This window comes from Biomaibacter sp. TOL, assembly GCF_059717795.1.
Map to the genome: position 1 here is coordinate 1,591,286 of NZ_AP046092.1, position 15,414 is coordinate 1,606,699.

General features: G+C 47.7%; 18 protein-coding genes. All 18 read right to left on the reverse strand.

All coding sequences use genetic code 11. The annotated features are described in order from the left end of the window. Positions 1 to 10: 10 nt before the first annotated feature. Positions 11 to 490, reverse strand: coding sequence for a V-type ATP synthase subunit K (locus AC6I1H_RS07970; protein WP_497740418.1), 480 nt, complete (start codon positions 488 to 490; stop codon positions 11 to 13). An 82-nt stretch (positions 491 to 572) separates the two neighbouring features. Continuing rightward, positions 573 to 2,504, reverse strand: coding sequence for a V-type ATP synthase subunit I (locus tag AC6I1H_RS07975; RefSeq protein ID WP_497740419.1), 1,932 nt, complete (start codon positions 2,502 to 2,504; stop codon positions 573 to 575). After that, entirely contained in the window at positions 2,491 to 2,814 is a 324-nt protein-coding gene (locus AC6I1H_RS07980; protein ID WP_497740420.1) for a hypothetical protein, read from the reverse strand. Before AC6I1H_RS07980 ends, AC6I1H_RS07975 begins: the two co-directional genes overlap by 14 nt. A 29-nt stretch (positions 2,815 to 2,843) precedes the next feature. Then, complete coding sequence (locus tag AC6I1H_RS07985) at positions 2,844 to 3,059, reverse strand: AtpZ/AtpI family protein (protein ID WP_497740421.1); 216 nt, start codon at positions 3,057 to 3,059, stop codon at positions 2,844 to 2,846. 159 nt (positions 3,060 to 3,218) lie between these two features. Next, positions 3,219 to 4,478 carry an anti-sigma factor domain-containing protein gene (locus tag AC6I1H_RS07990; RefSeq protein ID WP_497740422.1) on the reverse strand — a complete coding sequence of 420 codons (1,260 nt, stop codon included), beginning with the start codon at positions 4,476 to 4,478 and terminating at the stop codon, positions 3,219 to 3,221. Between the two features lie 6 nt (positions 4,479 to 4,484). After that, positions 4,485 to 5,189, reverse strand: a complete 705-nt coding sequence (gene sigI, locus AC6I1H_RS07995) for an RNA polymerase sigma-I factor (protein WP_497740423.1) — start codon at positions 5,187 to 5,189, stop codon at positions 4,485 to 4,487. A gap of 131 nt (positions 5,190 to 5,320) precedes the next feature. Then, on the reverse strand, positions 5,321 to 6,565 hold the full coding sequence (locus AC6I1H_RS08000; protein ID WP_497740424.1) for a uracil-xanthine permease family protein: 1,245 nt from the start codon (positions 6,563 to 6,565) through the stop codon (positions 5,321 to 5,323). A gap of 231 nt (positions 6,566 to 6,796) precedes the next feature. Further along, positions 6,797 to 7,954, reverse strand: a complete 1,158-nt coding sequence (gene wecB, locus AC6I1H_RS08005; RefSeq protein ID WP_497740425.1) for a non-hydrolyzing UDP-N-acetylglucosamine 2-epimerase — start codon at positions 7,952 to 7,954, stop codon at positions 6,797 to 6,799. Positions 7,955 to 7,970: 16 nt separating this feature from the next. Beyond that, positions 7,971 to 9,008 (reverse strand): MraY family glycosyltransferase, encoded by a 1,038-nt coding sequence (locus AC6I1H_RS08010; protein ID WP_497740426.1) that lies wholly within the window; start codon positions 9,006 to 9,008, stop codon positions 7,971 to 7,973. A gap of 54 nt (positions 9,009 to 9,062) precedes the next feature. Continuing rightward, entirely contained in the window at positions 9,063 to 9,530 is a 468-nt protein-coding gene (locus tag AC6I1H_RS08015; RefSeq protein WP_497740427.1) for a deoxycytidylate deaminase, read from the reverse strand. 10 nt (positions 9,531 to 9,540) lie between these two features. Beyond that, positions 9,541 to 10,179, reverse strand: a complete 639-nt coding sequence (upp, locus tag AC6I1H_RS08020; protein WP_497740428.1) for a uracil phosphoribosyltransferase — start codon at positions 10,177 to 10,179, stop codon at positions 9,541 to 9,543. Positions 10,180 to 10,202: 23 nt separating this feature from the next. Beyond that, on the reverse strand, positions 10,203 to 11,435 hold the full coding sequence (gene glyA, locus AC6I1H_RS08025; RefSeq protein ID WP_497740429.1) for a serine hydroxymethyltransferase: 1,233 nt from the start codon (positions 11,433 to 11,435) through the stop codon (positions 10,203 to 10,205). A gap of 20 nt (positions 11,436 to 11,455) precedes the next feature. Next, entirely contained in the window at positions 11,456 to 11,899 is a 444-nt protein-coding gene (gene rpiB / locus AC6I1H_RS08030; RefSeq protein ID WP_497740430.1) for a ribose 5-phosphate isomerase B, read from the reverse strand. A gap of 59 nt (positions 11,900 to 11,958) precedes the next feature. Continuing rightward, positions 11,959 to 12,432 (reverse strand): low molecular weight protein arginine phosphatase, encoded by a 474-nt coding sequence (locus AC6I1H_RS08035; RefSeq protein WP_497740431.1) that lies wholly within the window; start codon positions 12,430 to 12,432, stop codon positions 11,959 to 11,961. A 6-nt stretch (positions 12,433 to 12,438) separates the two neighbouring features. Beyond that, entirely contained in the window at positions 12,439 to 13,482 is a 1,044-nt protein-coding gene (locus tag AC6I1H_RS08040) for an L-threonylcarbamoyladenylate synthase (protein ID WP_497740432.1), read from the reverse strand. A gap of 13 nt (positions 13,483 to 13,495) precedes the next feature. Next, positions 13,496 to 14,224 (reverse strand): ZIP family metal transporter, encoded by a 729-nt coding sequence (locus AC6I1H_RS08045; RefSeq protein WP_497740433.1) that lies wholly within the window; start codon positions 14,222 to 14,224, stop codon positions 13,496 to 13,498. A gap of 75 nt (positions 14,225 to 14,299) precedes the next feature. Next, entirely contained in the window at positions 14,300 to 14,818 is a 519-nt protein-coding gene (locus AC6I1H_RS08050) for a chromate transporter (RefSeq protein ID WP_497740434.1), read from the reverse strand. Next, on the reverse strand, positions 14,815 to 15,387 hold the full coding sequence (locus tag AC6I1H_RS08055) for a chromate transporter (protein WP_497740435.1): 573 nt from the start codon (positions 15,385 to 15,387) through the stop codon (positions 14,815 to 14,817). The genes AC6I1H_RS08050 and AC6I1H_RS08055 overlap by 4 nt, the downstream gene beginning before the upstream one ends. Positions 15,388 to 15,414 lie beyond the last annotated feature (27 nt).

Consider the following 15,414-nt stretch of genomic DNA (forward strand, 5'->3'; position numbering starts at 1 on the left):
GGCCACTCCCCTATAGCTTGATGCCGAAGAGCATGAGGATGGATGCCAGAAGCGCCAGCACCGCATAGGTTTCCACCATGGCGGCATAGGTGATGCCTTTTGCCAGTTCTTCAGGGCGCTTCGCTATGATGCCCACGCCGGCCGCTGCGGCTCTGCCCTGGGCTATAGCCGAAAGAAGGCCTACAAAAGCAATGGGAAGGGCAGCTGCCAGAATCAGCAGACCCTGATGCAGGTTAAGCGGAAGCAGATTTCCTCCCAGGATACCGATCCTCTGCATGATTACAAATCCCGTTAAAAGTCCGTAAATACCCTGAGTTCCAGGAATGGCCTGTAGAATCAATGTTTGACCGAATTTCCCCGGATCTTCGGTAACTACTCCGGCAGCGCTCTCACCCACGATTCCAACACCTTTTGCGGAACCTATGCCGGGAAGCAGCACCGCCAGCGCCGCCCCTAAAAGTGCCAGTACCTGACCATAAGTTAATTCCATTTTTTACTCCTCCTCCAAAATAGATATAAGAAGTGAGAGGTCAAATTCGACTTTCTTTCTCCCACTTTTTATTTAAATTTGTTTATAGATTTTCAAAGTCCACGTATGTGGTTTTTATCCTCATCGGATCGAAGGCTCTGCCGCCGCTGTCGTAAAACTTGCTGAAGAACTCTATATACTGCAGACGGCTGCTGTGAACATATGCTCCCAGAGTATTTATGGCAATGTTGAATATGTGGCCGCCTATCATGATTATTATCATGATTACTAATCCGATGGCGTTTACCCCCACCAGTCTTGCCATGGTGTTTATAACCACAGCGATTACGCCGGTGGCAAGGCCCAGAGCCAGCAGCCTGGAGTACGACAGCACATCGCTCAGATACCCGGTAACCCCGTAAAGGCTCAAGAGGCCGGATAATAACTTCATCAAAACGTTTTTCTGAGCTCTCCCCTGAGTCAGCAGGAGCCCCAGCGCCCCGGCAAGAGCCACATATTTGGCTATGAAGCCGAGCTTTGGAAAAGCCAGCATGATGAGGCCCGTCAGGAAAACTATCCACAACCCCTGGTCCATAAATGCATCGGCTGTGCGGCCCGCCCTTATGTTCTTATAGGCGGAAAGCATCAATCCCGTATAAATCTGGATGACGCCGAAGGCAAAGCTCAATATCAGTATGGCCATGGGATTGTCCAGAGGGTTTATCCATATTGGTCTTAGCTTTATAAGGTCTCCAAACCAGCCGCCGAAAATAGCGCCCCATACAAAAGTGGATATGCCTCCGAGAAAAAGCAGCTCCACCAGCTTTTTCCCCTGGCCGGCCAGTTTCAGTTTCCAGAGCACAAGGCCTGTCAAAAGCGCAAGCACTAGGCCGTATCCCGCATCGCTGACCATCATGCCGAAAAATACAAAGTAGAACGGCGCCATATATATGTTCGGGTCTATGCCTCTGGGATCGGGCAGGCTGTAAAGTTCGGTAATCAGCTCAAATGGTTGCACGAGCCTGGGGTTTTCCACGAGCACCGGTATTTCGTCATCTTCTTCCGGTGGCGAAAACTCGATATAAACCGACTCTGTCAGCTCAAGAATTCTTTGTTTTAATTTCTGTTCCAGAGGCTCCGGTATCCATGCTGTAAGATAGAATGTCCGGCTGGTTTCCGCCATTTTAAGCATGTTTCTTTTCTTTTCTCTCGCCACGTTCCAGTAATCGTAGAGCACTTCAAAGGCAAACCGCTGATCTGAAAGAGCCCGGGCCTCACCTGCTATACCCTGCCTTTCCTTCTCTATTTCGGCAAGTCTTCTTTCATCACCGCTGATAATTTCTTTCGGTGTGCCTTTCAGCCCCGTAAACTCCTGGATGCTGACAGAGAATTCCTTCATTACATCCTGTATATCAACTTTTTGAGCTTTATGATAAACCAGTAGGCAGAAAACTTCATCCCTGCTTTCGCCTATATTTATCACTTCGGAAAGTAACTCTTTTTCAACCAGCCTGCTTTTGAAATCCTCGAAAGCTTTTGCCGGAACCACTGCTGGTATAAATTCTGTTTTCCGGGTCGGCCCCAGTTCCTCCAGAGGTATATCCATCGACTTCCACAAAGACAACAGTTCGATGCGGCTGTGAATCTTCGATTCCTCCGCCTTTAAGCGGGCAAGACGCTGGTCAAGTTCAAAAACTGCCTGAATGACCGCCAGATATTGCTCTTCCCTGGAAAGCATGTCATCGAGTTCCTGTTTTTTAACTTTCGGTTTCCCGTATAAAAGAGGATTTTTCTCTATTACATACGGCTTTAAAAAATCAATCCCAAATTTCAGCTTGTTCAGTTTGGAATCCAGTTCTGACAGTTCTTTTTCCAGTTCCTGATGAATCCGATTCTGCTGCACCTCGTCGTCCTGTACCTGTTGCGTTATATCAGTGATTTCTACAGCTCCGATTTTTTGAATGGCGTCCAAAAGCATGTCCTGTTCAAGTTTAAGGCCCAGGAGGTGCATTTTCTTCATATTAACTATCGCCATGGGCCCTCACTATCCTCTCTTTAATCAAATGCACCGCCTCCGGTATTTTTTCGGCGGCTTTGAGTTTCAACTCTTTTATTTTTTGCGCGTATTCTCTCGAAAGATTGTCTGCCGCTTCTTTCGCATCAAGCCTTGCTTTTTCTATAATTTCCCCTTCTTCCTCATCGCATTTTTTTCGAGCCTCTAGAATCAATTTTTCGACTTCTTTTTTTGCATCCAGAATAATTTTTCTGGATTCCTGTTCTGATCTTTCAACAATTTCTTCAGCCTTTTTTTCAGTCGTTTTCACATCCTCCAGGATTTCTTTCAAATTACCACCCCCTTGCAAGTTTGTTTAATTTATTTATTCTTAAATTCTTTTGATAAAATTCGATAAACTCCTGCGATTCCCGAAAATACCCCCAAAAAGGTCCCGAAAATTAAAAAAGCGCTACCCGTGGAAAACCTCTTGTCCAGATAGGCTCCAGCGTAAACCCCCCCTACTATGGGTAGTGCCATATTAAGACCAATTTGAGAAAGCAGCACAAGATATTGGATACCTTTAAAATTTTTCATACTGGTTTATATTATATAACATTGATAAAAAAAATTCAAATTGAAAATTTCCTTATAGACCGGCTGACGGCGATTATATGTGAAATATGTCACAAATAAACGCAATAAAAAGGTTTTTCCGGTTTTTTCATCCGCCCGGCAATATAAAATCGAAGTGTGTCATTTCTTTTTTTCTTTTTTATTATTTTCATTTCCCCCAGACTTCTGTGTCCCATTCAATTTATCCTTGGTTTTTTCAAAGGTATCGGATATGTCCTTTTTTATTTCTTTGCGCAGACTTTCTGACTCAGCCCCGGAATTGTCTGAAATACTATTCGTTTCGCCGATTTTGTCTTCACTGGAATTATCGAAAGTTTTCTTCGTTTCTCCAATTTTGTCTTCACCGGCATTATCGAAAGTTTTCTCCGTTTCGCCGATTTTGTCTTCACCGGCATTATCGAAAGTTTTCTTCGTTTCTCCAATTTTGTCTTCACCGGCATTATCTTTCTCATCGTCAGGGTTTTTATCATCATTCTTACTTTGCTTTTTATCTTTTTCTACATTCTGGTTCTTTTCATTCTTTCGATTTTGTTGTAATTTTATATCTTCATCTTTTCGTATGTCTTTACCATCAAACCGTTCGGTGCCGTCAGCGCCCTTCTGTTCGCTTTCCGGTCCTTTCTTTCCATCGGCCGGCGTCCCTGCTTTTGATTTTTTTAATTCTTCTATTATACTGGATATGGACGCCTTTTTTACGTCTTCCAGAGATATGACGGGGTTTACTTTCTTTAGTTTTTCATACATTAAAAGTTTCCCCTGGGATATCTTCATTCTTCTTGCTTCCTCATGCTTTTCTACGGAAGTGTTTTCCACAATTACCTGAATGGCCGGTCTGCTTTTAATCAGTTCTTTCAGTTTCCCATCAAGCTCTTCAGGCACACGTTTTTGCTTGCTGGAAATTGTAAACATGAGAGTGCCGGATTCTTTCAAGTAATTCTGAGATTCCGCCCGAGCAACCAGTATGCCCAGAGCCTCTTCAAGTTTCATATTTTTAAACGCGCCGGCATCCTTTGCCAGAATACTTCCTTCATCATCGAATGCATCCACCCGCAATACCCTTTCATATCTATTTAAAATCAGTTCTATGCTCGGGTTGATGTCCATCGTTACAAAAGTCACCGGATTGAAATAATCCGCTATGGCGTATCCGCCCATGCCCAGGAGCAGCATCAAAGCAATAACAGCCGCCGCAATCCTTTTCGTCAAAACAATAGAAAACATCCGCCTCAGCAAGAAACGCGATGTCAGCATATTATCCGGGACTTCAATTTCGTCGCCTATACGGCATTGAGGCATATTATTATAAATTTTTTTAAAATCCCCGCTTTTATTAAGGATAATTATATATTCATTGTCTATATCCACAATAATGCCTTTCAAGAAATTTTACCTCCACTTTACATATTCCTTTATATACTGGTAGTCTCCGGATAATATCAGCACCGTCGCTATAATATAATTCCGACCGCGTTCCACGGTTTTACGGGGTATTTTTGTAGCGCTCACTATTTTATCCACCGGCAGATATCTTTTTGTTTTAATTATTTTGAGCACTTCCGGAGTGCTTGCCGCAAACTCCGCCGCCTTCAAATAGGCTTTTTTTGTCGATTCCTGCTTGGGTGAACATCTGGCCACATCGGCAAATGTTATCCCCCAGCGCGACAATTCTTTTTTTATTTCCATGATTTCCAACCGTCGAAGCTCGCTAATCTGACTCTCATCGAATTTCTCTGCGGATTTTTCGGCTGTGGGGTCCCGATATCCCCCGTCTTCCTCATTTTCAGGACTTTCCATATAAACCACAGGCGCGCTTTTTTGTTCCTTTCTGTAAAAATCCACGAGACGGTGCTTGATTATCATCCTGGCAAAAGCCAGGAAATTTCCCCTGGATATATCATATTTTTCTATAGCTTCATGAAAAGCCATCAATGCTATGCTCAATTCGTCATCTATACCGTATTCCACGAAGCGTCCGATGTGTTTTTCCACAACAGAAGCAATAAAAGGCTTGTACTCTTCTATCAGCCTGTTGATTTCATCGATATCGCCTTTTATTTTTATAACTCTCTCATTCAAACTGAAATCGGTCATCTTATCCTCCGAAAAATATCTTACGAAAAATTAATTCTACAGCGAAGAAGAAATTCCTTTTTAATTTCAAAAAAAAACGGGGTCAGGCTTGCGAAATCCTGACCTCCAACTTTTTTGCTTTAAATTTTCTGTTATTCTTCCTTCGGCAGAATCTGGTTTAAAATTATTCCCAAAATGGCAGCAAGTCCCATGCCTCCGAATTGGATGCCGCCCCAGAGCTTGATGATGGCTCCTCCTATACCCACCACAAGAATTACGCTGGCAATAAGAAGATTCCTCGACTGCTTAAAATCCACCTGATTTTCCACCACAGTCCTTACACCTATGCTGGCAATCATGCCGAAGAGCACTATGGATATGCCGCCGATGACCGGTTCCGGAATGGTCCGGATTGCCGCCCCCAGTTTTTGAATAAAGGAAAGGAATATGGCCAGGCAGGCGGCTATCCTCATTACTTCCGGTTTCCACACTCGAGTCAACGCCAGAACGCCCGTGTTTTCAGAGTATGTGGTGTTGGCGGGGCCACCGAAAATGCCAGCCAGCGAGGTGCCAATGCCGTCCCCTATCAATGTCCTGTGAAGGCCCGGATCTTTTACAAAATCCTGCTCCACAGTGGCCCCAACCGCAAGCACATCGCCCACATGCTCCACCATGGTGGCAATTGCCACTGGAGCAATGAGGCCGATTGCCGCTGCGTTGAAAACCGGCCATGTGAAGTCGGGCATGGCAAACCATTTGGCCTCAATGATGGGCTGGAAATTTACAATCCCTGCTATAAATGATATAACATATCCTACCACGATTCCGCAGATGACCGGGAGTAATCGCAAAAAACCCTTCACATAGAGGCTCACAAACGCCACTACCGCCAGCACGACAAGGGCTATCAGCCAGTTTTTGCTTGCATTACCGATGGCCACAGGCGCAAGATTCAACCCGATAACCATGATGATGGGGCCGGTTATGACGGGCGGCAATAGGGATTCCATGAATTTCGGTCCGAGAAAATAGATGAATACGGCCATTATGCAGTACAGCAACCCTGCGACAATGATGCCTCCCTGGGCCGCCGGAATTCCCATTTCTTTCACCACCAGGGCAACGGGAGCGATGAACGCAAAGGATGACCCGAGAAAAATCGGGACTTTTCTTTTGGTGACCAGGTGAAACCACCATGTTCCTATTCCCGCAGTAAAGAGCGCCACGCTTACGCTCAGGCCGGTCAGCAGAGGCACCAGCACCGTGGCGCCGAACATGGTGAATGTGTGCTGCACACCCAGGATAAAAAGCTGCAGCGGGGGGAGATAGTCGCCGGATCTGATGGTGGTTCCGGCTGGGTTTCTGGCTGTAACTGCTGTTTTTTTAGAATTTTCCATATATGATGCCCTCCTTAATAATTATAAAGTAACTGTACATATAATTGCCCTTGCTGCAAGGCGGCAAGGGCTTGATTCATCAAAAAACCTTTCTCCTCAGGCAGGAGAAAGGTTTGTCTTTCTGTCTATTTTACTTTCACCTTACCAGCCTCACGGGACCAGTTTAAAGGTTGTCCCTATCTGTTTTTCTTTATTATACCATATGAGCGAATCTTGTCAATATTCCCCGGTTTAAATTTGTGCATCGAATTCCTCTGGGCTCTTATCAATCAACCCGAAATGATACAGTATGCATCCTGCTATACGCTGGGATGCCCGGCCGTCGCCGTAGGGGTTTACGGCGCTCGCCATCCTGTCGTACTCCGAGCGATCGGATAAAAGTCTTGCCGCTTCTTCATATACGCTCCGGCGATCGGTGCCGATGACCTTAACGGTGCCTGCCTTCACCGCTTCCGGCCGCTCGGTCTCCGTTCTCAAAACCAGCACGGGCTTTCCCAGTGAGGGAGCCTCCTCCTGCAACCCGCCGGAATCGGTCATCACCATGTAGCATCTGGCCATCAAGTTGTGCATTTCATCGGTGTTGAGCGGAGGAAGAAGCACTATGCGTTCATGCCCGCCAAGTATCTTTTCGACCACGTCCCGCACCGCCGGGTTTAAATGCACCGGGTAGATTATTACCACATCGGTGTTCCTGTCTACGATATCCATAAGCCCCAGGCAAATATTCTTGAGGGGTTCTCCAAGGTTTTCCCTTCTGTGGGCAGTGACCAGCACCACCTTTTTCCCTTTATAATCTAATCGGTTTAAGATATCCGTCGAAAAAACAAAGTCCTTTTTTACAGTGGTTTTGAGGGCGTCAATCACGGTATTGCCCGTAACGAAGATGCTGTCAGACTTTACGCCTTCCCTCAGCAGATTTTGCCTTGCGGTCTGAGTAGGTGAAAAATGCAGGTCTGCCAGGGAACCGGTCAATTTCCTGTTCATTTCTTCCGGAAAGGGCAGCCATTTGTTGAAAGTCCTGAGACCCGCCTCCACATGGCCCACCTTTATGTGCATGTAAAATGCCGCCAGGGCTCCAATAAAAGTGGTGGTGGTGTCGCCGTGGACCAGCACCATATCGGGATGCGACCTTTCCAGTACATCTTTTAATCCCGCTAGCGCCCTCTCAGTAATGTCGAATAACGTCTGTCTGTCTGTCATGATGTCCAGATCATAATCCGGCTCTACATCAAAAAGGCTCAACACCTGGTCAAGCATCTGCCTGTGTTGAGCCGTGACCGCCACTTCACAGCGAAAAAACTCATTCCTTTTTAATTCCTGGACCAGCGGAGCCATCTTTACAGCTTCAGGCCTTGTACCGAAAATGGTCAATACCTTTAACCTTCCCAATTTTCAATATTCCCCTTTACATGCTGTGGGTGGATTTTTTGGCTTCATGCGATATGTTGAACTGCCTTATGGAAAGCATCAGCGAAAAAAGCACTACTGCCAGCGCTATCGCAGCTTCTTTAATACCTATCTTGGCCAGTATTATTGAGCAAAGCCCCAATGAAAGGCTGACTAAATACATGAATAATACCGCCTGCTTCTGGGAGAGCCCTATTGCCATAAGCCTGTGGTGAAGATGACCTTTGTCCGCCTGCATGATGGGCTTTCCGTTCATAAAGCGGCGCAAAATGGCAAAAGCAGTATCGAAAATCGGCAGCCCCAGGGCCAGGATCGGGACTATCAGGGCGATGGCCGTAGCGCTTTTAACCGCTCCGTCTATGGCAGCCGCGGAAAGCATAAATCCCAGAAACATGGCTCCCGTATCCCCCATAAAGATTCGGGCGGGATTGAAATTGTGGGGCAAAAAACCTACCGACGCACCTGCGAGTAAAGCCGTCACCAGCGCCGCATTGGTCTGATGGATGCTCAGGTTTACCAGCATCATAGTGATGGACGCTATGGCGGATATGCCTGCGGCCAGGCCGTCCAGGCCGTCTATGAAATTGAGAGTGTTGGTTATGCCCACAACCCAGAAAAGGGTAATAGGTATGCTCCATTTGCCTAGGTAAAACATGCCTCCCAGAGGATTCGTCACCCATTCCACCTTGAGGCCGAAAAGCAAAAGAATCCCTGCCGCAACCACCTGTCCCATAAGCTTTACTTTTGGGGACAGGCTGTAAATGTCATCCAGGATGCCGACCATCACTATAAATGTCCCGCCCAGGAGCATTCCTTTTAATGTGGAAAATTCCAGCGGAAGAGTAAGTATGCCGGTCGCGGTAAAGGCAATAAAGATGGCCAGACCGCCAAGCCTTGGAATAGGCTTCTTGTGCACCCTTCTCGCATCCCTGGGCACATCTATGGCGCCTATTTTCCATGCCAGTTTAATGACTCCGGGCGTTGTCACATATGCTATGACCATAGCCGTCAAAAACGCATATATGTAAAGAGGCAATGTAATCGCTCCTTTTTTCCGTATACACCCGTCTATTTTAACTTCCCTATAATTTTATTTTATTTTTTCTCTGTTGTCAATCAACGGAAACTGAATTACTTCGACTCCAGCCTCTTTTAGCAACCTCATTGCCAGTTCGTCGGGATAATCTCCTTCATACACTATTTTCGTTATTCCCGCGTTTATAAGCATTTTCGCACAGAGGGCGCAGGGCTGGGTGGTGCAGTAAAGAGTGGCTCCTTTGATGCTGACTCCCCAGATGGCGGCCTGAATTATGGCGTTCTGCTCCGCATGGAGGCCCCTGCACAGTTCATGGCGCTGCCCCGAAGGTATATTCAGCTCATCCCTGATGCACCCGACTTCCTCGCAGTGAGCGATACCGGTGGGAGCTCCGTTGTACCCGGTCGTCAATATTCGCTTATCCTTTACAATAACTGCTCCCACACGCCTTCTGATACAGGTGGAACGTTTTGCCACCGCATGAGCTATTTCCATAAAATAACTGTCCCAGGAGGGTCTCATGATTATGCCCCTACTTGGTGCCAAAAAGCCTGTCGCCAGCATCTCCAAGGCCGGGGACTATGTACCCGTGGGAGTTCAGTTTTTCGTCTACCGAAGCCGTATATATTTCCACGTCAGGGTGTTTTTTATGGACCGCCGCTATTCCCTCTGGCGCTGCAATGAGGCACATCAGCTTTATGCTGGTAGCGCCTTTTTCTTTCAGAAAATCGACCGCCATGGTGGCCGAACCACCTGTGGCCAGCATCGGGTCAAGGATGATAAATTCGCGCTCGGTTACATCGGCGGGCAGTTTGCAGTAATATTCCACCGGAGTGAGAGTATCGGGGTCGCGGTACAGGCCTATGTGGCCGACCTTGGCGGTGGGGATCAATTTTAACATGCCGTTGACCATCCCCAAACCCGCCCTGAGTATTGGTACAATCCCAAGTTTCTTGCCGGATATCATTCTGACCTTTGCCGGACCAATGGGAGTCTTCACCTGCACTTCTTCTAGGGGAAGGTTCCGGGTGACTTCATAGGCCATGAGCATGGCAAGTTCTTCCACCAGTTCCCTGAATTCCTTGGCTCCGGTATTCTCATCCCGGATGAGGGCCAGTTTGTGCTGTATCAGAGGATGGTCAAAAACAAAGACATTCTTTCCATATTCCATAATCAACGCTCCCGTCCTTTATTTTAATAAAGCGGAAAGGCATCGCACAACGATTTTACCGCCGCTTTAACCTTTGCCCTGCAAGTATCGTCGCCGCCGGAAGTTAAAGTTTTATCGATGAGTTCCGCTATTTGTTCCATTTCCTGTTCTTTCATCCCCCGGGAAGTCAATGCGGGTGTGCCCAGACGGATGCCGCTGGTGATATTAGGCTTTTCAGGGTCATAAGGAATGGCGTTTTTATTTACCGTAATACCCACCTCATCCAGCATCTTTTCCGCATCTCTACCCGTCAGGTTCTTATTTCTCAAATCTACCAGTATGAGATGGTTGTCGGTCCCCCCTGACACCAGGCTGTACCCCCTGTCCATCAGAGATTTTGCCAGGACAGCGGCATTTTTAACCACCTGATGCTGATAGCCCACAAATTCCTGACTTAGAGCTTCTTTCAGACATACGGCCTTTGCCGCGATCACATGCATCAGCGGACCGCCCTGGGTGCCGGGGAAAATGGCCTTATCGATCATTTTGGCATATTCCTCTTTGCACAGAATCATGCCTCCTCTGGGACCCCTGAGTGTCTTGTGGGTGGTGGTTGTCACAAAGTCCGCCACCGGCACCGGGCTGGGATGTATGCCAGCCGCCACCAGGCCTGCAATATGGGCCATATCCACCATAAAATAAGCCCCCACCTTTCTGGCAATACCGGAAAGCCTTGCAAAGTCGATAATCCTGGGGTACGCGCTGGCTCCGGCCACAATCATCCTTGGCTTATGCTCTTCGGCAAGGGCTTCCACTTCGTCATAATCTATGTATCCCGTTTCTTTCGAAACTCCGTAGGGAATAAATTGAAAATATTTCCCAGATATGTTCACAGAACTGCCGTGGGTGAGATGGCCGCCGTGGGCCAGGTTCATTCCAAGAACCTTATCGCCTGGATTGAGAGCAGCAAAATACACCCCCATGTTGGCCTGGGAGCCGGAATGGGGCTGCACATTCACGTATTCTGCCGCAAACAGCTTCTTTGCCCTTTCTATGGCCAGGTTTTCAACCATATCCACGAATTCGCAGCCGCCGTAATAACGCCTCCCGGGGTAGCCTTCGGCATACTTGTTGGTGAGGACCGACCCCTGGGCTTCCATGACCGCTTTGCTGGTGAAATTTTCCGAGGCTATCATTTCCAGTTTGCTCTGCTGCCTGCGGGTTTCTTTCTCAATTATATCGGCAATCTCAGGATCCACCAGTTTCAATACTTCCATCAACTATTCCCCTTTCGTCATTACGCTTTGTTTTCATATTCGCTTATTTTCTCAACCCTTCGCTGATGGCGGCCGCCTTCAAAGCCGGCATCGAGCCATTCCTCCACTATGTCTGCGGCAAGGCCCGGGCCGATGACCCTTCCCCCCATTGTAAGCACGTTGGCATCATTGTGCATTCTGGACATCCTGGCGGAGAAAGTATCGTGGCAAAGAGCGGCCCTTATGCCCTTCACCTTGTTGGCACAAATGCATACGCCGATTCCCGTTCCGCAGATGATGATGCCTCTATCAAATTCGCCGCGGGCTACGGCTTCGGCGCAGGGAATGGCCACGTCGGGATAGTCCACCGACTCTGCAGAGAAAGTTCCGAAGTCCCTATATTCGATTTTTTTGCGTTCCAGCAATTTTATTATGTCTTTTTTCAGCTCAAAGCCGCCGTGATCGCTGGCAATGGCAATTTTCATAATCCGACACCTCATTCCTGTTCTGTCAATTCATTATATAAAAAAATGCCCTTGCTTGTCTAGTTTTTTTCGAGTCTTTCCAGTACATTTTTCAACTTCTGTTTAATTTCGGCTGCAACTCTGCGGTACGTGTTCTCATCGCCTCCGTAAGGGTCAGGAACGTCCATGTTTTCATCCCCTCCCCGTTCCGAAGAAAATTCCTCCAGGACAAATACCTTGCCTTTTGCTGCCGGAAACCTGTCCAGAATATAATCCTTGTGGCTTTTGGCCATGGTCAAAATGAGGTCAGCCTTTAAAAATTCCTCCGAGAAAAGTCTTGCCTTATGTGCAGACAGATCTATGCCTTCCTCCCGCATTACTTTGACAGCGTTGGGCGATGCCGGCATCCCTTCCACGGCCGCTATGCCGCAGGATTCTACTATTATATCGTTTTGCTTTTCCTGCTCTTCCAGCAGCTTCTTAAACAGCGCTTCCGCCATGCTGCTCCTACACGTGTTTCCGGTGCATACAAAAACCACCTTTTTCAACCGCATCACCCCTCATACTTTAATTATATTATATCCGGCGGCTTTGTACAGCCTGTTCATGACCGCCAGCCCCAGTCCACTTTTCGAAATGCCTTCGGCCAGAATTTCGTCTACGCCCATGCGATCGAATTTCCTCAGTATGGAAAAAAGGTTGGAAGATATTGTAAGAGGAGCATTCCTGTCTCCCACAGAAACGACAAACCCTGCCGGATAAAGATGCCGGGTCTGAGCCGTTGCCATTATGCCCACCTTCTTCCCCGACATTTCTAGACTTTTTGCAAGTTCAATAATTTTATCCACCTGAAGCTCTACGGGGCCTTCCACCACAGTCATACGGGCTTCCGGAGCATAATGCCTGTATTTTTGCCCGGGGGAACGCGGTTTTTGCCCCGGCAGAAGCCCAGGATCGATTTCGACACGCCCCAGTATATTTTCTAGTTCTTCCTTTGGCAGACCGCCCGGCCGAAGGATCAGCGGTACCGGACCTGACAAATCCAGCACGGTGGATTCCACTCCGACAGGGCATGTCCCGCCGTCGAGTATCATGTCGATTTTGCCGTTCAGGTCCTCGTACACATCGGCGGCACATGTGGGGCTGGGTTTGCCCGATATGTTGGCGCTGGGCGCGGCTATGGGAACGCCGGCGGCTTTTATGAGCTCAAGGGCTATCCTGTGGGCCGGCATCCTTACCGCCACCGTATCCAGACCCGCCGTGGTGCCGGCAGGAATCACCGGCTTTTTCCTGAACAAAATGGTCAGAGGGCCGGGCCAGAAAATCTTCATCAATCGGCCCGCTTCCTTCGGAAAATCTTCGACGATGTTTTCCAGGTCGTCGATGCTCTGGATGTGAACTATCAGGGGATTATCCTGAGGCCTTCCCTTGGCGGCATAGATTTTTTCAGCGGCATGTTCGTCCAGGGCGTTTCCTCCGAGGCCGTAAACAGTTTCCGTCGGAAAGGCCACAAGACCTCCATTTCTAATTATTTCAGCCGCCTCATAAATTGCATCCTTTTTTGGATTTTGTGCATCTATAGAAATTATCCTTGTTTTTATCATAAATCTGCCTTCTTTAGAGGATATTGAAAAGAGCGGTCCCCACAACCAGCCCCCAGAAAAACCCTCCCGGGGTGGCGTCTTTTGCCATAAAAATATCCGGAAGAATCTCTTCGCAGGTAGTATACAACATGGCTCCTGCCGCAAACCCAAGAGAAATGGTGATCAGTATCGGGGAAACTTCGCCCAGTGCCTGACCCATCAGGGCGCCAAGACCCATGGGTATTCCCGAAAGAGCCGCATATAAAAAGGCCCTTGCCGATGTCATCCCCGAAAGTCTGAACGCCGCCGCTACCGCCAGGCCTTCCGGGATATTGTGAACTGCAATGGCCAGAGCCAGCAATATTCCAAGGCTGCTTGACGCCGCATAACCGCCGCCTATGGCCAATCCCTCGGGAAAATTGTGGCTCGCAATTGCTAGAAACAATAAGGATCCCGCCCTGTAGAAATTTGCTTGAGATTTATAGCGAAGACGCATTGTGGATTCTATTAAACCTTCAGAAGCCGTCAAAAACATCACACCTATTATTATTCCAATCATGGTAAAAATCAAACCCGATATCGCCAGGGCTTCGGGCAACAGTTCCAGAAACACCGCCACCATCATTATCCCGCCCGAAAACCCCAGGATGGCGCTCATTTTGCGCATCCTCACATCTTTTATTAAGAATATGTATAATCCTCCGGCGCCGGTACCCCCCACTCCCACTGCAAGACCGATCAGCGTCGCAGTCCATACGGCCATATGATTCACCTCTACAGGTAAATCATATGCAACATCACGGCGATTATGATTGCGTTGGCACATAGTAACATTCGATTAATATATCATTATGCCAATAACAGCTGAAAGGGCTATGATGACTATAGGGTTTATTTTAAGCAAATACAGTCCCACAAATACAGCTGAAGCCACAACAAAATCTTTCACTCCGGAAAAGGAATTTCTGCCTACTGAATAGGCCGCTTGGACAATGAGGGCTATGACTGCAGGCCTCACCCCTTTGAAAAAGGCGTCCAGCAGCGGAAGGTGCCGGTATCTTAAAATAAGAAGCGCCAGAATCAGAATAATCAAAAAAGATGGCGCGGTGACACCCAGGGTAGCCATCACCGATCCCCAGAAGCCCGCCACCTTGTATCCAACAAAAGTGGCCGAGTTTATGGCTATGGGGCCCGGCGTCATCTGAGAAATGGCAATGACATCCAGAAACTCCTGCATGGGGAGCCAGTGGTGTATGTCTATTATTTCCTTTTCTATGAGGGGAATCATGGCATAGCCTCCGCCAAAACTGAAGGCTCCCACTTTAAAAAATGCCCAGAAAAGTATAAGATATATCATTTCCGGCCACCTCCTCGTTTTGCGGTATCCTTTTTCAAAAACACTCCGACCAGACCCGACAATAAAATCACCAGTATGGGGTGTACATCAAATACAATCAAAGCCGCCAACGACAGCACCGCTATGGCTATACCGGTTTTATCTTTGAATGCGGCCTTCCAAAGATTTGCGGCCGCTGCAAGGATCAGCACCACTATGGCCGGATATATGCCGTAAAAAGCCTTTTTCACATATGTGTTGGATTTCATGTCGGAATAAAAGAGGGCGACAAATAAAATTATGAGAAAGGATGGTAGCACGGTACCGAGAGTAGCGATTACAGAACCCAAAAATCCGGCCAGCTTAAAACCTATGTATATGGAGGAATTTATGGCCACAGCCCCCGGTGCCGATTGGGTAACGGCAATTATGTCAAGAAATTCCTCTTCTTTGATCCACTTCTGCCTGTCCACCATCTCAACCTTCATCAATGGAATCATGGCAAAACCGCCGCCCAGGGTAAAGGCGCCTATTTTGAAAAAAGCCCAGAACATAAGCAGGAGCTCTTTGGGCGAAAGTTTTCGATTCAATTGCTTCACCACCTGATAGTTTTCTCA

What these genes read in the sequence shown, in the direction of transcription:
- AC6I1H_RS07970 (WP_497740418.1), bottom strand. Translation starts at nt 490, where the DNA reads ATGGAATTAACTTATGGTCAGGTACTGGCACTTTTAGGGGCGGCGCTG.
- AC6I1H_RS07975 (WP_497740419.1), bottom strand. Translation starts at nt 2,504, where the DNA reads ATGGCGATAGTTAATATGAAGAAAATGCACCTCCTGGGCCTTAAACTT.
- AC6I1H_RS07985 (WP_497740421.1), bottom strand. Translation starts at nt 3,059, where the DNA reads ATGAAAAATTTTAAAGGTATCCAATATCTTGTGCTGCTTTCTCAAATT.
- sigI (WP_497740423.1), bottom strand. Translation starts at nt 5,189, where the DNA reads ATGACCGATTTCAGTTTGAATGAGAGAGTTATAAAAATAAAAGGCGAT.
- AC6I1H_RS08000 (WP_497740424.1), bottom strand. Translation starts at nt 6,565, where the DNA reads ATGGAAAATTCTAAAAAAACAGCAGTTACAGCCAGAAACCCAGCCGGA.
- AC6I1H_RS08015 (WP_497740427.1), bottom strand. Translation starts at nt 9,530, where the DNA reads ATGAGACCCTCCTGGGACAGTTATTTTATGGAAATAGCTCATGCGGTG.
- upp (WP_497740428.1), bottom strand. Translation starts at nt 10,179, where the DNA reads ATGGAATATGGAAAGAATGTCTTTGTTTTTGACCATCCTCTGATACAG.
- glyA (WP_497740429.1), bottom strand. Translation starts at nt 11,435, where the DNA reads ATGGAAGTATTGAAACTGGTGGATCCTGAGATTGCCGATATAATTGAG.
- rpiB (WP_497740430.1), bottom strand. Translation starts at nt 11,899, where the DNA reads ATGAAAATTGCCATTGCCAGCGATCACGGCGGCTTTGAGCTGAAAAAA.
- AC6I1H_RS08035 (WP_497740431.1), bottom strand. Translation starts at nt 12,432, where the DNA reads ATGCGGTTGAAAAAGGTGGTTTTTGTATGCACCGGAAACACGTGTAGG.
- AC6I1H_RS08040 (WP_497740432.1), bottom strand. Translation starts at nt 13,482, where the DNA reads ATGATAAAAACAAGGATAATTTCTATAGATGCACAAAATCCAAAAAAG.
- AC6I1H_RS08045 (WP_497740433.1), bottom strand. Translation starts at nt 14,224, where the DNA reads ATGGCCGTATGGACTGCGACGCTGATCGGTCTTGCAGTGGGAGTGGGG.
- AC6I1H_RS08050 (WP_497740434.1), bottom strand. Translation starts at nt 14,818, where the DNA reads ATGATATATCTTATACTTTTCTGGGCATTTTTTAAAGTGGGAGCCTTC.